A 26,215-nucleotide genomic window follows, 5' to 3' on the forward strand; every position below is an offset into this window, starting at 1 on the left:
TTATTAGAAAGCGTTTTCAAAAAAGAGGTGATGGTATACGAAGTTAATCATAGAGTAACTCTCACTAACTAAGTGTAAACTTTCGAACTGATTTTTGTATGAAGCGGAGCGAAGCAGTTTATGCTCACAAAACTTTTTAGGAGGAGAGGTAATGAGGAAAAAAGTAAGCGTGTTTCTGGCATTAACTATGTTTGTGACTATCTTTTTTTCAAATCCGATCAAGACTAATGCGGCAACCCCCGAAGCGCCTGCAGGGTGGAGAGACTTACTAGATTACCAAATATTCAGTAATATATCCGACGGCTGGGCAGGAGATAGCGGGTTTGGATTGGAGACGGAGAACAGCAAGCTTCCCATTGATTCTACAGCAATGTACAATGGATTGCCTTCATTATTGTTGAATGCGAAGACGCCTACCAGTCCTTCCTGGTACAACGCTTTAATTACGGTTGCCGGCTGGAAAGCATATGACTTTACCTCTTATCATCCAAATGGATTCCTTGAGTTTAATATCAAAGGAAATGCGGGCGGAGAGTCCTTTTTACTGGGCTTCAAAGACCGGGTATTCGAAAGAGCTGCCGGCAATGAAATTACCACTACAGTAAACATTAACAACTACGTCAACATTACTACAAGTTGGACCCATGTGAAGATCCCGTTAAAGGATCTAATTCAGGTCTCCCAAGGAATTGATGTATCTTCCATAGATGCATTATCCATCAAGAATAATGGTTTTCAACCTTTAAAAGTGTGGCTTAATGACATTAGGGTTACGTCTCCCGATAAGGAGAAAGAGTACGCCCCCATCAAGGTCAATCAATTAGGGTATCCCGTAGATGGAGTGAAGCAAGCGCTTGTAACCGGTTTTGAGGATGTGCTCACGGTCGATGCAGGTACTACGTTTAACATTATTAACGCCACAAATAATTCGACAGCTTACTCCGGAACGCTTGTACTCACCAAAAATTATGATGCTATCGATAGCGGGGAGCGTATTTTTACCGCCGATTTCACAAATTTAACGATTCCGGGAAAATATTATGTTTCAGTGCAGGGTCTTCAGAATTCGCCCAAGTTCACTATCGGCGAAGCTAACGAAATCTATGAACCCTTTTTAAATGACGTAACAAGATACTTCTATTACCAGAGAACCGGGATTAATATTACCAGCCCATACACTCAAAATTATCAAAGAACAGATTTTACCCCTGACACCGCAGTGCCTTTAATGTCTAACCCTTCCATCAAAAAAGATGTTTCCAAGGGATGGTACGATGCGGGCGATAAAGGCAAGTACGTTAACGCAGGAGCCAAAGCCTTGTCGGATCTCTTCTGGGCCTATGAAATGATGCCGGAGAAATTTACAGACAATCAATTTAATATTCCTGAGAGCGGAAACGGCATTCCCGACATCCTGGATGAGGCAAGGTGGGAACTGGAATGGATGCTCAAAATGCAGGATGCTGCAACTGGCGGTTTCTATGCGCGAGTGACCTTTCAGGATGACGACAATATGGTAGACAGAGAAATTATCGATAAGGATACGGTAAGCTCGCGGACTGATATCAAAACGACCGCCGATACAGCTACCGCAGCCGGTGTATTGGCACATGCCTACTTAATTTATCAGAATATTGATCCGGCTTTTGCCCAAAGTTGCTTGGATGCGGCAATAGACGCATGGGGGTACCTGGAAGCACATCCGGAAAATATTCGGACGCCTAACACGGGCAGATGGCCTTACGATGTGACGGATGACGCTTCGAATCGTCTGTGGGCTGCAGGCTCCCTGTACCGATCGACCGGCGATGCCGAATACAATGATTATTTCCTGGCGAATTACACCGATATGGGAATATTTTTTGAGGATACCCTTGATTTCGCCAGTGGTTGGGCAAACACCTGGAATACAGGCTTCTTCAGTTATCTGAAAGCCGCTAATCCGGACTCCGGAGTCTTAAGCTGGTATTCGGATAAATTCCAGCAATGGTTCAATGACAAAGTGAGCAGATATAACGATAGCCCTTGGAAAAGCATCATAAAAGATGGTAACTACTATTGGGGAATCACCATGCAGGTTGCGGACACACCGATGGAAATGATCATCGGTACGAAGTTACTGGGAACTTTTGAGAGCAACCGCGCTATCATTAATGAGATTAACAATAGTCAGTTAGACTGGATTCTTGGCCAGAACCCGGTAGGCGTATCTTTTGTATCAGGTTACGGTGATAACAGCGTGAAATATCCGTTCAGCATCATGTATAGAACAGATGGATTACCTGGTGTACCTAAGGGATATCTTGTCGGAGGACCGAATAAATACTCCAACGACATAACCGTAGGAAACCAGATATCAAGATTTGCAGCCAAAAACTATACCGATAACTTCCAAGAATGGACTACAAATGAACATACCGTTTATTGGAATTCAGGGTTGGTATTCATTGCCGCATTCGCAACCGGAAATAGCAGCAACTCGACCATTAGTCCAACGACTGCTGCCTTTGATAAGAAAACAGCAAATCAAGCTGATATTCCGGTGACTCTAACGTTGAACGGCAACACGCTCACCGACATTAAGAACGGTACGACATCTCTCGTTGTGGACACGGACTATACCGTTTCGGGCAACACGGTCACTCTACACAAGAGCTATCTCGCGCAGCAGCCAATCGGCAAGGCGAACCTCACTTTCCTGTTTAACGCCGGTTCATCTGCTACGCTATCCGTTGCTGTGAACGATTCGTCGGTTATTAACTCGACGATCAGTCCGACGACCGCTGCCTTTGACAAGCAAATCGCGAATCAGACCGACATTCCGGTGACCTTGACGCTGAACGATAACACACTCATCGGCATTAATAATGGCACGACTGCCCTAGTTGCTGGTACGGACTACACCGTATCAGGCACGACAGTGACGATTCAGAAGGCATATCTGGCTGCCCAACCGGTGGGAACAACGACGCTGACGTTCAACTTTAGCGCAGGAGCAAGTGCGAATCTTGAGGTCTCCGTGGTCGATACCCCCACTGCCGAAAGTGGATCTATCAAAGTGCAGCAGTACAATTCTCCTGTTACGGCAACGAGCAATTCGTTGAGCCCACGGATAAAGCTGAAGAACACCGGTACCACTGCCATCAATCTGTCTGACGTGAAGCTTCATTATTATTACACGATCGATGGGGAGAAGGACCAGAATTTCTGGTGCGATTGGTCCACTGTCGGCAGTAGCAACGTAACTGGCGACTTCGTCAAGTTGCCGGCTCCTTTGACAGGAGCTGATCATTATCTGGAAATCGGCTTTACGAGCGGAGCCGGAAGTTTGGCAGCTGGAGCCAGCATTGAGCTTCAGATCCGCGTGAACAAGACCGATTGGACGAACTACACGCAGACGGGAGATTACTCCTTCGATCCGACCGATTCGACTTACACCGATTGGAGCCATACAACTGGCTATATCGCAGGCGCTCTTCAGTGGGGAACAGAACCTCAATAAGTAACGTCACAATTGACGTTACGGCTCAATAGTGAAAACCTGAACTCCCCATTACCGCCTAAACAACGGTGTGGGGAGTGTGTAAGACAGTGAAAGGAGTGCAACAACTCTATTGAAAGCTATGCCGCTTCCTACAAATAGGAAACCAATACGTACTGTACGTAATTTTTCCATCGTGAAGAATCTTCGTACTTACTGGATGTTCTACGCAATGATGCTGCCGGGAATCGTTCTGCTTGTAATAAATAACTACATCCCTTTGTTCGGGATCGTTATTGCCTTTAAAACAATCAATTACCAGGACGGAATCCTGGGAAGCCCATGGACAGGGATGAAGAATTTCGAATATTTGTTTGCCTCGAAGGATTCGTACATCATCATTCGCAACACATTGCTTTATAATTCGCTGTTTATTGTATTGAACATGGCGCTTCCTCTAGGGTTCGCCTTGATGCTTAACGAGATGAAAAACCGCTTCCTCTCGAAGCTACACCAAACGATCATGTTCCTGCCATACTTCCTGTCGATGATCGTCATCTCGTACTTAGTATATGGGTTCATGAGCGACGAGCGAGGATACTTCAACGGCACGTTGCTGCCGGCGCTTGGTCTTGATTCCGTACGCTGGTACTTCACGAAAGAAGTGTGGCCGATCGTTTTGCCGATCATTAACACGTGGAAGAACATGGGGTACTACACGGTTGTGTATATGGCAGCAATCATTGGTATCGACGAGGAGTACTACGAAGCCGCGACAATTGATGGGGCAAATAAGTGGCAACAGATCAAGAAAATCACGATTCCCTTGATCATGCCTGTCCTCACGATTATGACTTTGCTGCAGGTTGGCCGGATCTTCAATGCCGACTTTGGCCTATTCTTTCAAGTGCCACGTGAATCGGGGGCATTGTTCCCTGTGACAAACGTTATCGATACCTATGTCTACCGCACCTTCCTGACCGTTGGGGATATCGGACTTTCCTCAGCAGCAGGCCTGTTCCAATCAGTCGTTGGTTTCATCTTGGTTTTTGTATCTAATTGGGTCGTTCGCCGCTTTAACCGCGAGAACGCGCTGTTCTAAGAGAGGAGCCCTTATGACCAATACAATGAGTAAATCCTTATCTGGGTCCAATCCAAAGAATCAGCTGTCGGGATGGGCGTCAACCCTCATCAACATCTTCTTTGTCATCTATTCGGCGCTCTGTATCCTACCGCTTTTGCTGATTCTTTCGGTATCGTTCTCCGATGAGCAGTCCGTTATGACACACGGATATCGATTTATGCCCGAAAATTTCAATCTGGCAGCCTATCGATTCCTAATGAAAGATATCAGTCAAATCGTTCATTCCTATGGAATCTCACTAACCGTCACGGTGATAGGTACGATACTAAGTGTCATCATAATAGCTCTGTATGCGTACCCCATTTCACGGAATAATTTTCCGCAGGCTAAGTATTTTACATTTTTTGTTTTTCTAACGATGCTGATTTCCGGCGGCTTAGTCCCTTGGTACTTGGTATACGTACAGATGCTGGAATTAAAAGATACACTTTGGGCACTGATCATGCCGCTGATCATGTCCGCATTCTGGGTACTGATCATGCGCACTTTCTTTAAGGAGACCGTACCTGAAGCTGTGCTGGAGTCAGCAAAAATAGATGGGGCAGGGGAGCTACGGATATTTATCCGAATTGTATTGCCATTATCTCTGCCGGTTCTGGCAACCGTTGCACTGTTCCAAACACTGACATACTGGAACGACTGGTTCCTAAGCCTAATGTTTATTACAGACAACCACAATATATCCGTGCAGTACTTTCTTTACAAGATGATGGTCAACATCCAGTACTTATCCAGTAACCCGAACGCGATGGCTGAAATTACCCGAGCTGGCGGAATGATCAACTTCCCAAGTGAAACCGTGCGTATGGCGATGGTGGTTGTAGGTGTTGGACCTATCGTATTTGCTTACCCGTTCTTCCAGAAATACTTTATCAGAGGCCTGACAGTAGGCTCCGTTAAAGGCTAAGATTGCCGATCACTTACGTGGGCACGGAAACGGCTAAAACCAGTATATGGTTTAGCATATCATTTTATTTTATGGGGGGATTACTTGAAAATGAAGGATACGAAAAGCAAGGCTTCACTGCTTCTCACACTGATGCTTATTTCAGCATTAGCCACTACGGCTTGCGGCAATTCAAACAACTCGAACAACGCTACACCAGATAATGCCGGAAAAGAAAGCGCCGCACCGAGCTCATCAGCGAACTCAACCACCGATAACACATCCAATGAGCCCTCGAAGCTGGAGCCTTATAAAATAAAGCTGGTCTACGAAGGAGCTCCACAGGCGGACGAGGCTATCGTCGAGGAAGCGCTGAACAAGATCTTGACCGAAAAAATCAACGCGACGGTAGATATCGCACCAATCGATTGGGGAGCATGGGATGATAAGACTAACCTCATCATCGCTTCTCGAGAGCCCGTAGACATTCTATTTACAGCCTCATGGAACGGGTATGCAAAGAACGTTGCCAAAGGTGCTTACTTAGATCTCGGTCCCTTGCTCGATCAGTATGGCCAGGGCATTAAGGATAGCTTAGATCCAGCTTTTCTCGATGGCTCCAAAATCGGCGGCAAAAATTATGCAGTCCCTACGAATAAAGAATTGGCATCGTCAGGGGGCATTGTGTACCGGAAGGATATCGCTGATGAACTCGGCATCGACATGAGTAAAGTGCAAAAAATCGAAGATTTAGATGCCGTTTATAAGATCGTTAAAGAGAAGAAGCCAACCATGTATCCGCTGTATACAACGGGTGGCACATTCGCCTCTCACTCTTTTGTGGAATTGGATTTTTTAGGTGATACGACGATACCTGGCGCTATCGATAAGAATGGCACGGAAGCGACAGTCAAACCGGCCGAAGAGTATCCACAATACTTAAATGCATTAAAAGTAACCCGTGATTTCTTCCAGAAGGGGTATCTTAACAAAGATGCGGCCACTTCCCAAACGTCATCCCTTGATGCTTATAAGACGGGCAATGTATTTTCCACTGTAGAGCCTCTTAAGCCAGGCAAAGCAGAAGAAATCGCATCCGCGACAGGACTTGATGGCAAGCTTGCACAAATTACTTTAACAGGTAAAACGGTCGCCACATCGGAGACTACCGGCGCCATGTTAGCCATCTCATCAACGTCTAAGAACCCGGAACGCGCCATGATGCTGATTAACCTGCTTCATACAGATCAAGAAATTATTAATCTGCTTAACTTCGGTATTGAAGGTACACACTTTACACTTAATGGTAATGTTATGACGCAGACGGAGAAGTCAGGACAGTACGCACCGGGCGTCGCTTGGGAGCTGGGAAATCAATTCCTGAACTATGTCTGGAGTTCGGAAGCTCCAGACAAGTGGGAGCAGTTCAAAAAGTTCAACGAAGGCGCTAAATCATCGCCGGCACTGGGCTTCACCTTTGACAGCGAGCCAGTCAAATCCGAAGTCGGAGCACTAGCAAACGTTCTAAGAGAATATCAAAAGATGCTTGAGACCGGCTCGGTTGATCTGGACAAAGAATTGCCGAAATTTATCGCCGCCCAAAAATCGGCTGGCCTAGATAAAGTCATTGCTGAAAAGCAAAAACAGCTTGATGAATTCCTTGCCAGTAGATGATATGTGTTCATAGCAAATAAAGGACCTACTCATTGTTCTGGATAAGAACAATGAGTAGGTCCTTTTGACTTTCGTTATATAATTCACAGTGTCAACTAGGCTTTAAGAGGCTTGGTCGAATTGGCTATTATAAAGCTCCGCATAAAAACCATTTTTGGCAAGTAGTTCTTCGTGGCTGCCGCTTTCCAGGATATCGCCTTCCTTCAGAACCAGAATCACATCGGCGTTCTTAATGGTTGAGAGTCTATGCGCAATAACAAAAGAGGTTCTTCCCTCCATGAGCTTATCCATTGCCTGCTGAATCAAGAGCTCTGTTCTTGTATCGACTGAGCTTGTAGCTTCATCGAGGATGAGCATTGGGGCATTTTTGAGCATCGCGCGGGCGATCGTAAGCTGTTGCTTTTGGCCTGTGGATAAATTAACTTTGTCATTTAGTATGGTATTATAACCGGCACTTAAGGTCTGAATGAAATGATGCAAGCCTACCGACTTACAAGCATCTTCAACTTCTTTATCGGTTACACCTGTTTTGTTGTACACCAGATTTTCCCTGATAGTGCCCTCAAAAAGCCAGGTGTCCTGCAAGACCATACAGAATAGATCATGGATGTTTTCTCTTGTTAAGCTGCTGATGGGGGTATCATCAATATAAATCTCTCCGCCCTTTAATTCATTAAACCGTATTAGAAGATTTATCAGTGTAGTTTTACCTGCGCCGGTAGGGCCGACTATAGCAATTTTTTGCCCAGGCTTAATCTCTGCAGAAAAATCTTTAATCACAAGTTTATCTGAATTTTCATAAGCAAATTGCACATGTTCAAAATCAACTTTGCCCACAGCAGTTTTAAGATGTCTTTCTTTATGACTTTCATTGTCCATTTCGTCAGCATCGAGGAACTCAAAGACACGTTTGCTTGCCGCGGAAGCCGATTGCAGACTTTGTGCGGCTTGAGCAATCTGAGAGAGCGGTTGTGTAAAGTAACGGACATACAGTATAAAGGCTACAATGACCCCAAAGGATATCGTTCCGTTCATAGCAAGCACAGCACCAACTACACAAACGGCCACAAAACCTAGATTGCCTATAAACATCATAATCGGCATCATAAGACCGGAGAGGAACTGCGCTTTAAATGCACTATCTTTAAGATTCATATTCAGGGATTCAAATGTATTGCGCATTTGCGATTCACCATTGTAGGCTTTCACTACAGTATGTCCTGTATATACTTCCTCCACATGGCCATTGATTTTCCCTAAGTATTCTTGCTGACTTTGAAAATACTTTTGGGATTTTTTCATAATTGCCGCTATGAGGCCAAAGCCAATGATAGTTGCAACAACCGCCGTAATAGTCATGATCACATTTGTTTTGAACATCATGATGATGGATCCCGTAAAGAGGGCAAGGGCAGTTACCAGTGTGCCGACGCTTTGGTTTAAAGCTTGCCCGATCGTATCCACATCGTTGGTAACCCGGGACAGGATGTCACCGGTTGTAGAATTATTATAATAAGAGATCGGAAGTTTGTTCATTTTGCGTGAGAGATCGGCTCTTAAGTTTTTGGAGACCTTTTGCGTAACTGCGGACATAATTAATCCTTGTACCAAAGATAACACAGCGCTAAGGATATAGATAAATACAAGGAAAAGGCCGATAGAAGTTACTGCTTCCATATCAATTCCGGTGACGAGGCCGGCCGTGATCAAGTCTGTCATCTCCGAAAGCTTATCCGGTCCAAGCAGAGTCAGAACCGTACCGATTGCTGCACTAATAATAGCTATAAGAACTACAGGGATATATTTTCTGCAATAGTGGAGAAGTTTGCTCCACGTGTTGAGTTGCTCTTTGCTTTTGTTCATTAAGCTAGCTCCTCCTTTGAAAGTTGTGAGTAAGCAATCTCTTGGTAGACATCACAGGTCTGCATCAATTCATCATGTGTTCCCATGCCTGCCATTCGTCCGGCTTCCAGTACAATGATTTTGTCTGCATCTTTGATTGTACCGATCCGTTGGGCAACGATTAGTATCGTTGTACCGCTGGATTTTTTCTTCAATTCACTTCGCAATTTGCGATCCGTCTTATAATCAAGCGCTGAGAAGGAATCGTCGAAGATTAATATTTCAGGACGACGGGCAATGGCTCGGGCAATGGAAAGACGTTGTTTTTGACCGCCAGACAAGTTCGTACCGCCTTGAGAGACATGAGCCTCGTAGCTTCCTTCCATCTTTTCAACAAAATCTGAAGCTTGAGAGGTGTAAATGGCATCAACAACATCAGAGGACAGATCACTGCCATTATCGCCAAAAGCAACATTAGAGCTCACCGTGCCGCCAAACAAAATCGCTTTCTGAGATACATATCCCATTTTATTGCGCAGTGCAGTTTGCTCATATTGGTTAACATTAATTCCATCCACCAACACTTCACCTGCTGTAGCATCATAAAAGCGAGGAATCAGGTTCACGACGGTACTTTTTCCGCATCCGGTTGAACCGATGAAGGCTACAGTTTCTCCTTTTTTCACCGTAAAGCTGATATCTTCAATAACGTATTCTTCTGCATCCGGATATTTAAAGCTGACATTTTTGAATTCGACCTCACCCAACCGATTTGCCTTGGAGGAAGTAAGTGATCCGTTCTCTAAGCTTGGCTTAGTATCCAGCACTTCATTGATTCTTTTAGCGGATACATGGGCACGAGGCATCAGGATAAAAATCATGATCAGCATCATGAATGCCATAACCACCTGCATCGCATAGGATGAGAAGACAATCATATCTGAAAATAAGCCCATCTTCGCCGTACCATTGGCATTTTGAATCAAAATAGCACCAATCCAATATATTGCGAGACTTAAACCGCTCATAATCAGAGAAATACTTGGCATCATCATGGACAGTACATTATTGGCGAATAAATTCGTTCGGGTAAGCTCGCTGTTGGCTACACTAAATTTATCTTCCTGGTAGCTTTCCGCATTATACGCACGAATGACACGAAGGCCGGTAAGATTCTCTCTTGCAACACGATTAAGATTATCAGTCAGTTGCTGCAATTTTTGGAATTTCGGAAGCACTAGCACGATCACTATGCCGACAATAAGAATCAATACCCCAATGGCGACACCGGTAGCAAGCGACCACTGCCAACTCTTGCCTGTAATTTTGAGCATTGCCCAAACGGCAAGGATGGGAGCCTTCACCAGCAGTTGCAGACCGATGACAATCAGCATTTGCACTTGTGTAATGTCATTTGTTGAACGGGTAATTAAACTAGCTGTAGAGAAGTTGTTGATTTCTTCCATAGAGAAAGACTGTACCTTATCAAACAATTTGGAGCGTAATCTTGAAGAGAAGTTGGCGGCAATTTTAGCGGCGATCCCTGCCACTATAATTGATGTGGCTAAGCTGCCAAGGGCACAGAGCAACATCCAGCCTCCGGCTGCAATGATTTCGCTCATTTCACTCCCTGGTATCTGTACAAGACGAGTAATCTCGCTCATATAACCGGGCAATTCCAGATCCAGCCATACCTGTGTGACAATGAATAGGATGCTGATACCGATTAGGGCCCATTCCTTCGGTTTTAAGTACTTAAGTATAGTTACCATACATCTGACTCCTTTATGTGGCGTTGCTTAAATGATAACGAAAGAAGATAAACTGAAAGTTAACTTTTCTGAAAAATAAAAAAACCCTGAAAGAACGATGAGGTTCTCCAGGGCTCGTACTACATTCCAATCGGAATCGTAACTGTAAATGTGGTTCCTTGTAATGGAATGCTTTCGCAAGAAATGGTTCCATGGTGTAGATGAATGATTTTTTTAACAATTGCTAATCCAAGTCCATTGCCTGCAGTAGAGTGGGAAGTATCCTGCTGATAAAATTTATCGAATATCTTGGGAAGAGCCTCAGGATGAATACCGCTTCCGCAGTCACGAACTAGAATCAACAGGTTATCTTCGTTTTTCTTCATGTTAACTTCAATTTCGCCATGTTCAGGAGTGAATTTGATCGCGTTATCCAATAAATTTAACCAAACCTGATTTAAAAGCTCTTTATTGCCGGAGAGTTCATAATCCTGAATATTAACATTCAGCTTCAGGTGCTTCTTCTCAAATTTGGCAGCCAGTAAAAGCACAGACTGGCGAATTTGTTCCCCAACATTAAACCGCATTTTGTTTGTCAGAATCTTTTGCGTCTCAACCTGCGTCAGCTCCAGTACATTCGAAGCAAGGGAGGCAAGTCTGGTCGATTCCTCAATGACAATATCTAGATATTCATTCCGTTCTTCTTTGGTAAGATCATCGTTCTTTAAGACTTCGGCAAACCCTTTAATAGATACAATCGGTGTTTTGAATTCATGGGAAAAATTATTCACAAAATCGGTTCGCAGAATTTCGATACCCCCAAGCTCTTCAGCCATCCGGTTAAAATTCTCTGATAAAATTTCAAACTCTGGCGGGCTTTTGAGCTGGAGCCGCATGGAGAAGTCACCGCTGGCAAGACGCTCTGTGGCCTCAATAAATAACCGGATGGATTTTACCATTTTCCGGCTTGTGATGGCTGATATCGTGGTACCGATAATTGTACAAGCGATTAATACCATTATGGGTAGTACGAATCCATCCTGGGCAAGCTCTTCGTTCAACAAACCAAAAACCTGTGCGAGAAAGAAGAGTAGTCCTGTAATCACAACGGTAATAAGAAAGATGAAAAATATGATAAGAGAAAAATAGATGGGAAGGCTGATTCTGTTGCTGAGCTTGTTACTTATTTTGCTCACTGGCTTCGCACCGCCTTGTATCCAAGACCTCTGACGGAAACCAGTTCAAACTCTGGATAAGCGTCAACCCGTTTCCGCAGGCGATTGATATGCACATTAACGGTTGTATCCGTACTTTCACTTTCCATGCCCCATATCTCGTCCATAAGCTGGATGCGCGTGAAAATCCGTTCAGGATAAGACAATAACTTATACAACAAATAGAATTCTTTTTGCGGTAGCGTTTGTCTCTCGTCCTCCCGGGTTACTGTCAATGCGTCATAATCAAGGATCACTTTACCCACTACTAATTTGCGGGCACTTGCGATTTGTGAACGGCGAAGCAGCGCTTGGATTCTGAGCAGCATTTCTTCGGTATCAATGGGTTTGGTCATATAATCATCAGTTCCAATCCGGAACCCCTTTTTCTTATCTTCAGGCAGCTGTTTTGCTGTAGCCATAAGAATGGGGACCAAGCTATCGGCATCTCTTACTTCCTTGGCGAATTCATAACCATCCATATTAGGCATCATGATATCCAGAATGATTAGATCAATATGCTGTGAATCAAGGACCTCCAAAGCTTTAACTCCGTCTTCAGCAGTTACAACATCATATCCTTCGCGTTTCAGAACAGCTTCAAGAAGTCTTCTTACATGCTTATCATCTTCAACAACGAGTATGTTAATCATTACTGTTCACTCCAATAGTAGGTTTGTATCCATTATTACCTGTGGGGAATTTGTTTTAAAGGGAGCAGAATCAATATTTATCTAATCTTAAGATTTGGTTTGAAATCCTTGTAGTCGATATAAAGTGACTCATACATAGGGAGGATTCAATGAAATGAGAGGAATAGGCAATGATTTAATACTATTATGATATCTGTTTTGTGAAAAATTGTTGCATACTAAAATAGTACCCAAACTAATTTAGCTGGATTAACGTGCTGAAAATAATGCAGACTACGTCGAGCGTTGAACTTTGACTGAACTTCATGCGAAAGGAAGATCACAGATGCAAATGCGTAAATTAGGAAATAGTGGCTTGGAAGTTTCGGCAATAGGGTTTGGCTGTATGGGAATGGATCATGCCTATGGAAAGCCAGCAGATCGTAATGAAATGGTTAAATTAATTCGCAGAACAGTTGAACTAGGATGTAATTTCTTTGATACTGCTGCTTTTTATGGAGATTCCAATGAGGAATTAGTAGGCGAAGCCCTTGCACCACAAAGAGATCAAGTTGTGATTGCAACTAAATTCGGAATTTTAGGACAAGAAGCTGTAGACGGTCAACCTCAACTTATTTTGAATAGCACACCAGATTCTATTCGTGAACAAATAGAAGGTTCATTAAAAAGGTTGAAGGTCAATTGCATTGATTTATATTATCAGCACCGAGTGGATCCAAATGTCGAACCTGAAGCTGTCGCTGAAACAATGAAAGATTTAATAGCTGAAGGGAAGATTAAAACATGGGGTGTCTCAAATGCACCGATTGATTATATGAAACGAGCACATGCTGTATGTTCGATTACTGCAACCCAAAATCAGTACTCCATGATGTGGCGTGAACCGGAAAAAGAGTTGTTTGAACTTTGTGAAGAATTAGGAATTGCTTTTATCGCTTACAGTCCATTAGGAAATGGTTTCTTAAGTGGTAAATATACCAAGGAAACCAAATATGATGAAGGTGACTATCGAAGTTTCATGGGAAGATTCAAACCTGATGTGATTGATCATAATCAAGTGTTATTAGATTTAATTACTCAAGTTGCAAAAAGTAAAAATGCAGCACCAGCTCAAGTCGTACTCGCGTGGGAATTAGCTCAAAAACCATATATCATTCCAATTCCAGGCACTACAAAATTAAACAGATTAGAAGAAAACCTATATGGAGCTGATCTCAAATTAACAAAGGAAGATGTAGATAGTCTAAATGAAGCTTTGTCTAAAATGGATATTGATAGTTCACACTTTTAAATAGAGCTATATCATCAACTAATAGGAGGATTTTTTATGCAAAAAGTTATTTTGAACAATGGTGTTGAAATGCCGATACTTGGTTTTGGGGTTTTTCAAATTCAAGATGCAGCTGAATGTGAACAAGCTGTTTACGATGCGATCATGTCAGGTTATCGACTGATAGATACCGCAGCCTCATACCTAAACGAAGAAGCGGTGGGAAGAGCCCTCAAACGGAGTGGAGTACCAAGAGAGGATCTATTTATTACTACGAAATTATGGGTTCAAGATACAGGATACGAACGTACAAAGGAAGCATTTGAAAAATCCCTTTCAAGATTGCAACTTGATTATTTGGATTTGTATTTAATTCATCAGCCATTTGGTGATGTGCATGGTTCTTGGCGGGCGCTGGAGGAATTGTACCGTGAAGGAAAAATAAGAGCGATTGGCGTAAGTAACTTCCAGAACGATCGTCTGATTGATTTGATTATTCATAATGAAGTAACTCCTGCAGTTAATCAAGTTGAGACACATCCCTTCTGCCAACAAATTGAAAGTGCTGCATTCATGAAAGAAAACAATGTTCAGATTGAATCATGGGGTCCATTTGCTGAAGGTAAAAACAACATGTTTCAGAACGAAGTTTTAGTATCAATAGCCCAAAAATATAATAAATCTGTTGCCCAAGTGGTTTTACGCTGGTTGACGCAAAGAGGAGTTGTTGTGATTCCAAAGTCTGTCCGGAAAGAAAGAATAATTGAAAACTTTAATATCTTTGACTTTGAATTAAACTCAGAGGATATAGAACAATTTGCGCTGTTAGACACAAAAGAGAGCTTGTTCTTTTCACATAGAGATCCTGTAATGGTAAAAGCGTTAAGTACAAGGAAGCTGGATATCTAATTTTTCTTGGGATCTTGTTGGTTTTGATAAAAGAGGGGTTAACCATAATTAAGGGGTTAACCCCTCTTTTATTTATAAGACCCTTAGCCTTGAACAGTTCATTTTAATTTGAAGGTTTAAGAATAAAGGCAGCTAAAGCTTGTGAATATCGCATTATAATCTTGATCTTCTCCAGTGGCGTACAAACCAATAAGCACACCTGTGAATCCTCCGGCTATTTCAGAGGATAGATATTTGGTTTGCGCAGCTCCGAGTAAGATCTCAATACCGTCTACCTGGATATAAAATTGATAATGCGTTGGACTGCTTTTGACAACTAATGAAGCATGGTTGCACTGACCTATATTTTTTGTTTTTTCAATGGATTTGATATCTCCGATATTCAGCCGTTCGATAATCTCATAACCCTCTGGATGTTTACGCAAGGCCAAATCATAATGGTGATTTTCGTCCATGTAAAGTGTAATTCCGGCTTCACCATTCGTAAGGCTGACTTGGCACGAAATAATTGCGTTAAAATCTTTTTGACGAATACCAATAAATGTCGGAGTAGCCGGGATATCTAACGTAACTGCAGTTCCTTTAAGCTTTATTTTATCAGCTTCTAACCGATAATTTTCTGTAACCGGGTGACGCAGGTAACACCAGTCTAAATTCCAATCTGTGTTCTCGAACGTAAAGACTCTTTTCTCCTGCTGAATGACTGTGTCCGCAATACGATCAGTCTCGAAACTTATAAGTGTGGTACCTTCATGACCTGCTGTAAACCATCCATCCTCGCCAAAGGTAATCGGAGTTAGAAAAACCTCGCGCCCCAAATGGTGATAGGTAAGATACTGGCCAGTCTGCCGGAATCCAAGATGTAACAGCCACCAATCCCCCTCATGGTCTTGTACCAAATCTCCATGTCCAACTCCCTGAAGCTCGTAACCGCCTAAATTTCGATTAGTCAATACGGGGTTATGCGGGTAGGCTTCGAATGGACCAGTAGGAGAATTGCCCCTTGCATAAGTAACCATATGCCCATATTCGGTTCCACCCTCAGCAGCTAGTAGATAGTATTGTCCATTAATTTTGTATAAATGAGGACTCTCCAAATAACGCCCACCGGATCCTTGCCAGATTGAACGGCTTGACGACAGCTTCTGCCCAGTTTCAATTTCAATTTCACATTGGACTATACCATTAACTCCGTAATCGTCTGTCCCATTACTCATGAAATACGTTTTGCCGTCTTCAAAATACAAATCCGGATCAATACCGCCTTGATCTACATTAATCGGATCAGACCATTCGCCGTAAATATTGTCAGTCCAGACATAGAAGTTCTGGCGCAGAGTGTCATTAGTGGTCGTCATGTAGAATCGTCCATTATTGTACCGCAGGGTGGGGGCGAATACACCACCGGAGCTGTCCACAGTATCCAGTTGAATCTGGTTCTTTCGGGTTAAGCAATGACCGATTTGGGTCCAATTAATTAAATCTTTGCTTTCAAAAATCGGAACACCGGGAAAATACTGAAAGGAACTGCAGACCAAATAATAAGTGTCTTCAACTTTACATGCGCTGGGATCAGGATAAAACCCTTTGATGACCGGGTTATTGTATTTCATTTCTCCACCTCATTAATAAATTCATATAAATAAGAATTCAATATATTTAACTACTAAGAAAATTAAACACTATTGCTTATAGGTTTTCAATGAATCGGGGTTGAAGATGTACGTTATATTTATTAAATTAATATATATGTAATTTCAATAAGCACAGGTCAGGTGATTATGATGATGATCAAAGCAAACGGCGAAGCAAAATTCATGGCGTTATATGAAGCGCTGGCAAGCGAAGTCAGATGGAGGATTATGAGCCTCATTGCAGATAATGAAATGAATGTGAAGGAGATCGCGGCTAAGTTAGAGCTTAGTCCTTCCATAGTTACTATGCATATCCGAAAGCTCGAACAAGCTGGACTTACAGGAAGTCACAGGATACGCCTAAACGGAGGAACGCACAAAATGTGTTTCCTTAAACAAAAAAGAGTTGAAATCGAACTCCCCACTGCCACTCAAACCCCGAGGATCAGAGAGCAGACCATTTCAGTCGGTCATTATACCTCGTTTGATGTCCATCCTACATGTGGTCTTGGGACACAAGAGAAAGAGATTGGGGTTTGGGACGATCCCCGCTATTTTCTCGATCCCGAGCGGGTCAACGCCGGCATTTTGTGGTTTGGGAGAGGTTACGTAGAGTACAAAACGCCTAACTACTTACTTCCCGGTCAAATGCCCGAGGCCATCGAGATTTCAATGGAAATTGCTTCTGAAGCGCCAGGCTTGAAAGATCATTGGCCTTCGGATATTGAGTTCTTTTTTAACGGTGTGAAGCTTGGAACTTGGACCAGTCCGGCAGACTTTGGAAGAGCGGCACGAGGCATATATACTCCGGATTGGTGGCATCGGAATGTAAATCAATACGGGTTATTGAAGACGATCCGCATTGACACTTCGGGCACATTTATTGATGAAGAAAGGATGTCGGACATTACTGTCGCAGATATTTTGCTACGGGAACAATTCTGGACGCTTCGGTTCGCAGTTGACGAGAAGGCTGTTAATGTTGGTGGTTTGACACTTTATGGGGCTGGATTCGGTAACCATGACCAAGATATTTTAATTCGTGTGTACCTAGGAACGATGACCTAATGAAGCAGGATAGTTCAGTTATAGTTGTTTTCTCCATCCTGTTTATCTGCTGGAACTGGTAAACTATCCATATATTGAAGAAGTTGAGAGGAGAGATATTCTGAATTATAACGAGGTTATTAAAATCGCTGATACACACTTACTTCCATTAGTGATGGAATTGTACGGATTGGAAGGTTATGAAATCAGGCTTGTCAATGCACATGAAGGAGGACGGAATGTCGCATATAACTGTGATAAAGCTGATTCTGAAGCAAAAATAATCAGAATTGCCTTTTTAAGTGACAGAAGCCGAGAAGATATTTTGGGTGAAGTGGAATATATCAGGTATTTGTACGAGCATGGCGGCAGTGTTTCGAATGTGGTCAACTCCCAGAAGGGGAATCTGCTGGAAACGATAACTCTTAATAATCATACCTTTTTTGTCTGCTTGTTTGAAAAGGCCAAGGGGGGGATGCTCGCGGAAAATAATTATCAGTATCGGGAAGGCGTTCCTATTACGGAATACTATTATAACTGTGGCAAAGTTCTTGGGAAAATGCATCAATTGTCGAAGGGTTATACACCTGTCCATTCTCGGTATGATTTTTTTGATAAATACAATGCCGATTATATAGATAAGCTAATACCTAACTCGTTATCTCTTTTGAAGGAGAAACTGGTAGATCTCTTAACAACCTTAGAAGGGATGGACAGGAATCACGAGTCTTTTGGGATGGTTCATTTTGATTACTGCGATGGGAATTATATGATCGATTTTGATACAGGGCAAATAACTGTTTTTGATTTCGATAACTCCTGCTTTTGTTGGTATATGTATGACCTGGCAAATCTCTGGACACTTGGAGTGGGCTGGATACAATTTGAACAAGACACTGATAAACGCAAACAGTTTATGGATGATTATTTTAAAACAGTCCTTGATGGCTACAGATCCGAGACCAGGATCGAAGATTCGATGTTAGACACATTGCCATTGTTTATCCAAGTAATCCTCATGGAAAACATCGTTGATGCATTCGAGGTAATGCGGAACAATGGTGAAGACCCGGAATGCGATGAAGAGCTGTCATATCGTATAAAATGTCTAGAAGACGATATCCCATATGTAGGATTTTTCCATGAAATTTACTCATGTGATGAACCCTTTGAGTATGAGAAACGAGATATTTAGGATGAGGGTGTTTTTGATATGCTGCGGATAAATTCATATGTAGACTCAAATAAGCAGGAGTTGGAGTAAATATGGCTTACGAAAAACCGGAATTGACCATGAGTGAAATTGAAAAAGTACTGTGGAATCATCTTGGACAGGGAGCGGCTGAGATTACACCGTTGTCTGGCGGCAATATAAGCAACGTGTTTTCTTTTATTTTAGAAGGAAAAGACTATGTTGTGAAATTCAGCGATTTGGAACGAGCATATGAGACCTAACAATTTGTATCTAATTTGCTACTCGACCAAGGTATCCCTTTCCCAAAATGTTTGGGGTTAGGGAGGACTAATCAGTTAACCTATTTGATCATGGAGCGAATGGAAGGTCGCAATCTATCCGATTGTACAGCAGAGGAACAAACCCGTCTGATGCCAGAAATTATCGGCATTTTAACAAGAATGGCCGAAGCGGATATTGGGGGAACTAACGGTTATGGTTGGATCGGACCTGACGGCAATGGTTCCTATTCATCTTGGAAAGACTTCGTCATTGCCGTAAATGCGGAAGATCAGACGGGGACATTCTGGGAGAATTGGCATGAACTCTTCCGCACGTCTTGCTTGGAAAGAGACGTATACGAAGAAATCTATAGTCGTTTGATGACCTATGTACCCTATAATGAATCTAATAGAAGCTTTATACACGGAGATTTTCAACAGTGGAATATGTTGTCCAACGGAACACGGATAACCGGCATTATTGATGGAAATTGCATGTATGGCGATTCTCTCATAGACCTTGCGGTTCTCGACAAGCATATGCCTTGGTGTGATGTCATTAACACATATCAAAATTATCAAAAGAAAGCTAGAATAGTGACCCCGAATTTTGAGGAGCGGCTAATCGGTGCCTATTATTTTAAGGGACTCGATGGACTTCGATTCTATGCTAAGATGGGCTGGACAGAGGCTTATCAGGACACACGGCATTTTCTTTTAAACCTAAAAGCGTAATAACTGACGCTATACCTTATCATAAACATTTAATAGCCGCATAATTGCGGCTTTTTGTATATAAATATCAAATTTCTAGGAGCAAATTCCCCACTGGGATTATAGCCTAGGCTGACAACCTGTAATAAATGCACCTGAACTTGCCATTAATCCACTATCTATAGCTTTGTCCAACTTGATAAAATGTAAGCGCAATCATTTAATCAATCGATTGGAGGAGTATGGCATGAAAAAGATTGGGGCAGGTTTTATATTCTTACTTGTGATGTGCGCAGCCTTATCCACAACTGCGTTCGCGAAACAGCCTTATTCATCCTATTGGTTTCCGGAGCAATTGCTTCAGTGGAGTCCGGCATCCGACCCGGATGCCGCATTTAACCGGAGCACAGTCCCGCTGCAGGACCGTTTTGTAGCAGATGGAGTCAACGCTCATGCAACCAAAGCGCCAAAAGTCATGGCTTTATCAGCACTGAACCCGGGAACAAGCGGAGTTCCATCGCAGGGTTCAAGCAAATTCGAAGCTAACACATTTACCTATTGGCAATATGTTGACAAGCTGGTCTATTGGGGTGGTTCCGCGGGCGAAGGGATCATCGTACCTCCAAGCGCTGATACGATCGACGCGGCTCATAAAAATGGCGTGCCGATCATCGGAACGGTGTTCTTTCCACCAACCGTATATGGCGGGAAGTATGAATGGGTCAAGCAGATGCTTCAGCAGAATAGTGACGGCTCCTTTCCTGCTGCTGACAAGTTGATCCAGGTTGCGAGCCATTACGGATTTGACGGCTGGTTTATTAACCAGGAGACTGAGGGCGGAACGCCGGCCGACGCACAGCAAATGAAAGCTTTCCTAAGTTATCTGGAATCACACAAGTCAAATTCTATGCACATCGTATGGTATGATTCCATGACCAATGAGGGCAGTATCAGTTGGCAAAATGCACTTAACGACAAGAATGCGATGTTCCTGCAAGACAATAAAAAGCAAATTACAGACAATATGTTCCTGAACTTTTGGTGGAAGGATCTTAAAAGCTCGGCAGAGAAGGCTAGAAGCTTGGGCAGAAGTCCATATGACTTGTATGCAGGCATCGATGTCGAAGCCAAGGGTTACGATACAAAGGTGAACTGGAATCTGTTGTTTCCGGATAAAGATCCTGCCGTTACTTCCCTTGGTATTTACCGCCCCGATTGGGCTTTTAACAGCGCAGAGAGTATGGAAGATTTCTTCGTACGCGAGAATAAATTCTGGGTGGGTCCAAACGGGAATCCGAGTAACACCTCGAGTGATCAAGCCTGGAAAGGTATCGCTAACGATGTGATCGAATCATCACCAATCAATGAGCTGCCTTTCACCACCAACTTCAACACGGGAAGCGGACAGAAATATTTTGTAAGAGGGAAGCAGGTGCGGGATAAAGGCTGGAACAACCGGAGTCTGCAGGATATTCTTCCCTCCTGGCGCTGGATTGCAGACAGCAAAGGTACCCCGCTTTCACCAGTGCTCGATTGGTCCGATGCCTATTACGGCGGCAGTTCGTTGAAGGTATCAGGCGTGCTGAACCCTAACAATGCGACACATTTGAAGCTCTACAAGACCGACCTTAAGATCGAAGCAAGCACAAAGCTGTCTATTACGTACAAAACACAAAATAAGCCAAGCCTGAAGGTTGGTCTTGCATTCGCAGATCAGCCCGATCAAAATATCTTCCTTAATGTGAAGGATAAGACATCGCCAGACTGGACAACTGAAACATTGAATTTGACCCCATACAAAGGGAAACGGATCGTAGCGTTGTCACTGTATTTTGATTCTAAGAATGAGGTTAATAATTACAACATTCAAATTGGCCAGCTCTCCATTCAAAATGCTAATGACCCGATCAAACCACTACCCGCGGTTCGCGATCTTAAGGTCACTCAAACTGATTTTCGCAATGGTATTTATGGAGATGCCAGATTACAGTGGAAACAGCTTGACCAACAGGTCAAGCAATACGAAATCTATCGAGTGCTTCCAGATGGCAGTGAGATGTTCATAGGTGCAACACCAAATCATGTGTTTTACGTTCCTGAGATGCGAAGAATAGACAAAGAAACTATCACAGTATTGAAGGTTGTTGCCGTCAATGGAAGATACGAGCAAGGTCAATCCTCTAGCGTGAAGATCAGCTGGCCGGATTATCCAAAGCCGACTGCGGAGTTCAAAACTGATCAAACCCTAGTCGCTCCAGGCGAGAGCGTAAACTTCACCGACCTGTCGACTGAAGTGACAGAAGGATGGTCATGGACCTTCGAAAGCGGAAGCCCCGCGGTCAGCACATCAAAGAACCCAGTTGTGACGTTCGCTCAGGAAGGCGTTTATAGTGTGACACTGACTGCAACTAACAGCTCGGGCCAAGACACAATTACGAAAAAAGAGCTCATCACAGTGAGTAAGGAAGCTGGAGCAGTGAAAAATCTGGCACTTGGTAAAACTGCAACAGCCGATCATGCCTGCGGGGAAAAGGAAGGGGCACCTAACGCCGTAGATGGTAAAGTGACGGATAACAGTAAATGGTGCGCAATTGGCAATCTGCCCCATTGGCTTCAAGTCGACCTCGGCGCCGAACATCAACTCAGCGCTTTTGTCATCAAGCATGCTGAGAGCGGAGGAGAGTGGTCCGGTTTTAATACCAGTGATTATACGATTCAGGTCAGCAGCGACGGAACGAACTGGACGGATGTCGTCAACGTCCAAGGAAACTCGGCTGCCGAGTCGACTGATTCAATTGCGTTAGTAAAAGCCCGCTATGTAAAATTATTGATTCTCAAACCTACGCAGGGAGCCGATACGGCAGCGCGGATCTATGAGTTTGAAGTGAAGGGATTATAATATACCCTATTACGTCATTCTAATATTAAAGCAAATAAACCGTAGGCCACTTGAGGGGCTACGGTTTATTTGCTTTAACACTAATGATAGCTGAAATCAAAAAAAGAACCTGATTTATCTCATCAGATTCTTATATATTGCATATGAAAAGACACGATGATATAATCAACTCACGACTGAAATTCTATAGTTAGGCATAATAATTGCATCTTATATATTTATATTATCATACCGTTAAATTCTTGTCAATTTTTTTCTCAATTTAATAGTTAGGAGCGATAATAAATGCGTTCTTTAGTTCTCGGTTTTCAGGAAGTGGACAATACACAGCTTTTGCTCGTTGGCGGAAAAGGGTTAAATTTAGGGAAACTATCACAAATAGAAGGAATACAAGTACCAGAAGGATTCTGTATTACAACAGTAGGATATCACCAAGCCCTCGAACAGAACCAAACGTATCATGCTTTGTTGGATCAACTAACTATGCTAAAAGTAGAAGATCGGGATCAAATCGGTGAAATCAGTAAGAAGATTCGGCAAATCATTGTGGAAGCAGAAATTCCTTTCGATGTTGTGAAGGCAGTTTCTCACTATCTCACCCAGCTGGGTGATGAACATGCTTATGCAGTGCGTTCTAGTGCCACCGCTGAAGATTTACCACATGCCTCTTTTGCAGGTCAACAAGATACCTATTTAAATATCATCGGCATAGAAGCAATCCTTCAGCATATCAGCAAATGTTGGGCTTCTCTATTTACGGATCGTGCCGTAATCTACCGTATGCAAAATGGATTTGGCCACAGTCAAGTTTATTTATCCGTTATCGTTCAAAGGATGGTTTTTCCACAGGCTTCAGGGATTTTATTTACCGCTGATCCGATTACTTCTAACCGAAAACTGCTATCCATCGATGCCAGTTTTGGACTTGGCGAAGCTCTGGTCTCTGGCTTGGTATCTGCCGATGGTTATAAAGTACAGCAAGAGAAAATTGTCGATAAGAGAATAGCAACCAAAAAATTGGCTATTTACGGACTAAAAGAAGGCGGAACAGAGACCCGGCAGATCGAACTCGATCAGCAAGAGACTCAAACACTTACTGAACAACAAATTTTACAATTAGCAAGGATAGGCAGACAGATTGAAGCTTATTTTGGTTGCCCACAAGATATCGAATGGTGTTTGGCCGAGGATACATTTTATATCGTCCAGAGTCGGCCGATCACGACTTTATTCCCCATCCCTGAAGCGAATGATCAAGAAAACCACGTTTATGTATCTGTTGGTCATCAACAAATGATGACAGATCCCATGAAACCGCTGGGATTGGCTTTTTACCTGTTAACGACTCCTGCACCTATGCGTACAGCTGGCGGAAGATTGTTTGTTGATGTCACATCAAGTCTTGCTTCACCTGGCAGCAGAGAAATGATCATAGAAGCCTTAGGTAAATCTGATCCCCTCATAAAAGACGCACTCATAACCATCGTAGAGCGAGAAGATTTTATAAAATTTTCGGCAGATAATGAAAAGGCTTCTACTCCGAGTAAGAGCAATACAAGCCTGCCACCTAGTGATTCTCAAGTAGAACTGGAAAATGATCCGACAATCGTTTCTGACCTCATTAAGAGCAACCAAGCCTCGATAGAAGAGTTGCAACAAATCATTCAAACCAAATCAGGGGCGGAGTTGTTTGATTTTATTCTGGAAGATATGCAGCAATTAAAGAAGATTCTATTCAACCCACAAAGTATGCGTGTGATTATGGCGGCTATGGATGCCTCAGCATGGATCAATGAAAAAATAAATGAGTGGTTAGGTGAAAAAAACGCAGCGGATACGCTTTCTCAATCTGTACAGGGCAATATTACTTCAGAAATGGGTCTGGCGCTACTCAATCTCGCTGATGTGATTCGGCCATATCCGGAAGTCATTGATTATTTACAGCAGGTTAAAGATGATAATTTCTTAAATGAACTGGTTAGTTTTGAGGGTGGGCAGGAAACCCAAGACGCTTTCTATGACTATCTCAGTAAATACGGAATGCGATGTACCGGAGAAATCGATCTTACAAGAACTCGTTGGAGCGAAAAACCAACTACACTTGTCCCCATGATTCTCAGTAATATCAAAAACTTTAAACCTAATGCTGGCCATCGGAAATTTGAGCAAGGTCGACAGGAAGCTTTGAAAAAAGAACAAGAGCTATTAGATCGATTGAAGCAATTACCCGATGGTGAACAAAAAGCGAATGAAACAAAACGAATGATTGATCTCATCCGGAATTTCAGCGGGTATAGGGAATACCCCAAATACGGTATGGTTAATCGCTACTTCGTTTATAAACAAGCTTTACTGAAAGAAGCTGAACAACTAATACAAGCGGGAGTTATTCCTGAAAAAGAAGATATATACTATCTCACTTTTGGAGAACTATGCGAAGTTGCAAGCACAAATAAATTGGATTACCAGATCATCAGCAAACGCAAAGAAGAGTACAAATTATTTGAAAAACTAACTCCACCACGTGTTATTACGTCTGAAGGTGAAATCATTGCGGGGAAGTATAAACGAGAAAACCTCCCAACTGAAGCTATTGTAGGTTTAGCGGTTTCTGCCGGTGTTATAGAGGGACGTGCGCGTGTCATCTTAAACATGGAGGATGCTGATCTAGAAAACGGAGATATATTAGTTACCTTATTTACTGACCCTAGCTGGACTCCATTGTTTGTATCTGTAAAAGGCCTAGTTACTGAAGTTGGTGGACTAATGACCCATGGGGCAGTTATTGCGCGTGAATATGGCTTGCCAGCAGTTGTCGGAGTGGAGAATGCTACCAAATTGATAAAAGACGGGCAACGAATTCGTGTGCATGGAACAGAAGGCTATATCGAGATATTGTAATGGCTGAATCACGAATGTGGTTTGACAAATTCAATCTTTTGAATTATTTTTAATAGTGAATTATCAATTCATTATTAAAGGTGAGGGGCAATATGCAGTCTAAAAAAGATGAAGTGAAACAGGAAATTGAATCCGCCGCTTTAAAGGTATTTTTCCAAAAAGGCTTCTCTGATGCCAAAATGAATGATATTGCCGATGAAATTCAAATTTCTGTTGGAAATATTTATACTTATTTTAAAAATAAAAAAGAGTTGTTCTATTCAGTTGTTCCGCCGTCTTTAGTGGACTATTTGAAGAATGTGTTAGTGGAAAATATTCGCATCGATAACCAGACTTTTTTTGATGATGTTAATAATGAGAAAAAATCAGCTATCGTTCAAGAGCAAATAACTATATTAACCCAGTACAGCAGGCAGATTGTTATTATTTTTGAAAAGAATAAAGGGACCGTATATAGCAATGCCAAAAACGAGCTGATCGATCTGATGATCGAAACTAAAAGGCCCTATATTAAGGATCATTATAAAAGATACGAAATCGGAACCGAAGAAAATATGATTCTGCTGAAGATCATCGCGAACAATGTCATCAATATGATTCTGGATTTATTAAAGCACGAGATGAGCGCCGATAGCCGGAAACGGATTTTTGAGGCATTAAGCTTATACTGGCTGCATGGACTAAAAAGCTTAAACGAATAACGTCAATGCGCCGAATTTAGGTGTGGGGTGGAACTGGCGC

At 42.7% G+C, this 26,215-nt stretch carries 18 protein-coding genes; 13 read left to right on the top strand and 5 right to left on the bottom strand.

Features of this window, described 5'->3' with window-relative positions:
• Window positions 1–151 precede the first annotated feature (151 nt).
• From MHB56_RS29395 to MHB56_RS29410, 4 genes are all read left to right on the top strand, one after another.
• Window positions 152–3,502: a glycoside hydrolase family 9 protein gene (locus tag MHB56_RS29395; protein ID WP_076184974.1), complete on the top strand. Its 3,351-nt coding sequence runs from the start codon at window positions 152–154 to the stop codon at window positions 3,500–3,502.
• Between the two features lie 121 nt (window positions 3,503–3,623).
• A complete protein-coding gene (locus MHB56_RS29400; protein ID WP_038574490.1) occupies window positions 3,624–4,583 on the top strand; it encodes an ABC transporter permease in 960 nt (319 codons plus the stop codon).
• A gap of 13 nt (window positions 4,584–4,596) precedes the next feature.
• Entirely contained in the window at window positions 4,597–5,532 is a 936-nt protein-coding gene (locus MHB56_RS29405) for a carbohydrate ABC transporter permease (RefSeq protein WP_081383287.1), read from the top strand.
• Between the two features lie 90 nt (window positions 5,533–5,622).
• On the top strand, window positions 5,623–7,185 hold the full coding sequence (locus MHB56_RS29410; RefSeq protein ID WP_076130604.1) for an ABC transporter substrate-binding protein: 1,563 nt from the start codon (window positions 5,623–5,625) through the stop codon (window positions 7,183–7,185).
• 102 nt (window positions 7,186–7,287) lie between these two features.
• Here MHB56_RS29410 and MHB56_RS29415 read toward each other — a convergent pair whose 3' ends face one another.
• From MHB56_RS29415 to MHB56_RS29430, 4 genes are all read right to left on the bottom strand, one after another.
• Window positions 7,288–9,048: an ABC transporter ATP-binding protein gene (locus MHB56_RS29415; RefSeq protein ID WP_036677200.1), complete on the bottom strand. Its 1,761-nt coding sequence runs from the start codon at window positions 9,046–9,048 to the stop codon at window positions 7,288–7,290.
• Window positions 9,048–10,799, bottom strand: coding sequence for an ABC transporter ATP-binding protein (locus tag MHB56_RS29420; RefSeq protein ID WP_076130605.1), 1,752 nt, complete (start codon window positions 10,797–10,799; stop codon window positions 9,048–9,050). The genes MHB56_RS29415 and MHB56_RS29420 overlap by 1 nt, the downstream gene beginning before the upstream one ends.
• A gap of 119 nt (window positions 10,800–10,918) precedes the next feature.
• On the bottom strand, window positions 10,919–11,974 hold the full coding sequence (locus MHB56_RS29425; protein WP_081386330.1) for a HAMP domain-containing sensor histidine kinase: 1,056 nt from the start codon (window positions 11,972–11,974) through the stop codon (window positions 10,919–10,921).
• A complete protein-coding gene (locus tag MHB56_RS29430; protein WP_076184972.1) occupies window positions 11,971–12,645 on the bottom strand; it encodes a response regulator transcription factor in 675 nt (224 codons plus the stop codon). The genes MHB56_RS29425 and MHB56_RS29430 overlap by 4 nt, the downstream gene beginning before the upstream one ends.
• A 325-nt stretch (window positions 12,646–12,970) precedes the next feature.
• Here MHB56_RS29430 and MHB56_RS29435 point away from each other — a divergent pair, with 325 nt between their 5' ends.
• Window positions 12,971–13,936, top strand: coding sequence for an aldo/keto reductase (locus MHB56_RS29435; protein WP_341144343.1), 966 nt, complete (start codon window positions 12,971–12,973; stop codon window positions 13,934–13,936).
• Window positions 13,937–13,972: 36 nt separating this feature from the next.
• Window positions 13,973–14,824 (top strand): aldo/keto reductase, encoded by an 852-nt coding sequence (locus MHB56_RS29440; RefSeq protein WP_341144344.1) that lies wholly within the window; start codon window positions 13,973–13,975, stop codon window positions 14,822–14,824.
• Between the two features lie 116 nt (window positions 14,825–14,940).
• Here MHB56_RS29440 and MHB56_RS29445 read toward each other — a convergent pair whose 3' ends face one another.
• On the bottom strand, window positions 14,941–16,437 hold the full coding sequence (locus tag MHB56_RS29445; protein ID WP_076190317.1) for a glycoside hydrolase family 43 protein: 1,497 nt from the start codon (window positions 16,435–16,437) through the stop codon (window positions 14,941–14,943).
• A gap of 174 nt (window positions 16,438–16,611) precedes the next feature.
• Between MHB56_RS29445 and MHB56_RS29450 the strand changes: the two genes are divergently transcribed.
• The 7 genes from MHB56_RS29450 (at window position 16,612) to MHB56_RS29480 (ending at window position 26,175) form a co-directional block, all read left to right on the top strand.
• The gene (locus tag MHB56_RS29450; protein ID WP_076130610.1) at window positions 16,612–17,526 is read left to right on the top strand and encodes an ArsR/SmtB family transcription factor; all 915 of its coding nucleotides are present in this window, start codon (window positions 16,612–16,614) and stop codon (window positions 17,524–17,526) included.
• Between the two features lie 154 nt (window positions 17,527–17,680).
• Window positions 17,681–18,700, top strand: a complete 1,020-nt coding sequence (locus tag MHB56_RS29455) for a phosphotransferase enzyme family protein (RefSeq protein WP_341144345.1) — start codon at window positions 17,681–17,683, stop codon at window positions 18,698–18,700.
• A gap of 71 nt (window positions 18,701–18,771) precedes the next feature.
• Window positions 18,772–18,960, top strand: a complete 189-nt coding sequence (locus MHB56_RS29460; protein WP_341144346.1) for a hypothetical protein — start codon at window positions 18,772–18,774, stop codon at window positions 18,958–18,960.
• A gap of 15 nt (window positions 18,961–18,975) precedes the next feature.
• Window positions 18,976–19,695, top strand: coding sequence for a phosphotransferase family protein (locus tag MHB56_RS29465; RefSeq protein WP_341144347.1), 720 nt, complete (start codon window positions 18,976–18,978; stop codon window positions 19,693–19,695).
• A 226-nt stretch (window positions 19,696–19,921) separates the two neighbouring features.
• The gene (locus tag MHB56_RS29470; RefSeq protein WP_076130613.1) at window positions 19,922–22,573 is read left to right on the top strand and encodes an endo-beta-N-acetylglucosaminidase; all 2,652 of its coding nucleotides are present in this window, start codon (window positions 19,922–19,924) and stop codon (window positions 22,571–22,573) included.
• A 285-nt stretch (window positions 22,574–22,858) separates the two neighbouring features.
• Window positions 22,859–25,474, top strand: coding sequence for a phosphoenolpyruvate synthase (gene ppsA / locus MHB56_RS29475; protein ID WP_341144348.1), 2,616 nt, complete (start codon window positions 22,859–22,861; stop codon window positions 25,472–25,474).
• Between the two features lie 92 nt (window positions 25,475–25,566).
• On the top strand, window positions 25,567–26,175 hold the full coding sequence (locus MHB56_RS29480; protein ID WP_076133162.1) for a TetR/AcrR family transcriptional regulator: 609 nt from the start codon (window positions 25,567–25,569) through the stop codon (window positions 26,173–26,175).
• Window positions 26,176–26,215: the final 40 nt, after the last annotated feature.

The sequence above is a fragment of the Paenibacillus sp. FSL H8-0315 genome (assembly GCF_038005365.1).
Taxonomy (GTDB): Bacteria; Bacillota; Bacilli; order Paenibacillales; family Paenibacillaceae; genus Paenibacillus_AQ; species Paenibacillus_AQ odorifer.

Bases quoted from the DNA above. Each gene is read 5' to 3' on its own strand.
- MHB56_RS29405 (WP_081383287.1), top strand. From the start codon at position 4,597: ATGACCAATACAATGAGTAAATCCTTATCTGGGTCCAATCCAAAGAAT.
- MHB56_RS29440 (WP_341144344.1), top strand. From the start codon at position 13,973: ATGCAAAAAGTTATTTTGAACAATGGTGTTGAAATGCCGATACTTGGT.
- ppsA (WP_341144348.1), top strand. From the start codon at position 22,859: ATGCGTTCTTTAGTTCTCGGTTTTCAGGAAGTGGACAATACACAGCTT.
- MHB56_RS29420 (WP_076130605.1), bottom strand. From the start codon at position 10,799: ATGGTAACTATACTTAAGTACTTAAAACCGAAGGAATGGGCCCTAATC.
- MHB56_RS29445 (WP_076190317.1), bottom strand. From the start codon at position 16,437: ATGAAATACAATAACCCGGTCATCAAAGGGTTTTATCCTGATCCCAGC.
- MHB56_RS29400 (WP_038574490.1), top strand. From the start codon at position 3,624: ATGCCGCTTCCTACAAATAGGAAACCAATACGTACTGTACGTAATTTT.
- MHB56_RS29435 (WP_341144343.1), top strand. From the start codon at position 12,971: ATGCAAATGCGTAAATTAGGAAATAGTGGCTTGGAAGTTTCGGCAATA.
- MHB56_RS29455 (WP_341144345.1), top strand. From the start codon at position 17,681: ATGGAATTGTACGGATTGGAAGGTTATGAAATCAGGCTTGTCAATGCA.
- MHB56_RS29470 (WP_076130613.1), top strand. From the start codon at position 19,922: ATGAAAAAGATTGGGGCAGGTTTTATATTCTTACTTGTGATGTGCGCA.
- MHB56_RS29430 (WP_076184972.1), bottom strand. From the start codon at position 12,645: ATGATTAACATACTCGTTGTTGAAGATGATAAGCATGTAAGAAGACTT.
- MHB56_RS29415 (WP_036677200.1), bottom strand. From the start codon at position 9,048: ATGAACAAAAGCAAAGAGCAACTCAACACGTGGAGCAAACTTCTCCAC.
- MHB56_RS29480 (WP_076133162.1), top strand. From the start codon at position 25,567: ATGCAGTCTAAAAAAGATGAAGTGAAACAGGAAATTGAATCCGCCGCT.
- MHB56_RS29395 (WP_076184974.1), top strand. From the start codon at position 152: ATGAGGAAAAAAGTAAGCGTGTTTCTGGCATTAACTATGTTTGTGACT.
- MHB56_RS29460 (WP_341144346.1), top strand. From the start codon at position 18,772: ATGGCTTACGAAAAACCGGAATTGACCATGAGTGAAATTGAAAAAGTA.
- MHB56_RS29410 (WP_076130604.1), top strand. From the start codon at position 5,623: ATGAAGGATACGAAAAGCAAGGCTTCACTGCTTCTCACACTGATGCTT.
- MHB56_RS29450 (WP_076130610.1), top strand. From the start codon at position 16,612: ATGATCAAAGCAAACGGCGAAGCAAAATTCATGGCGTTATATGAAGCG.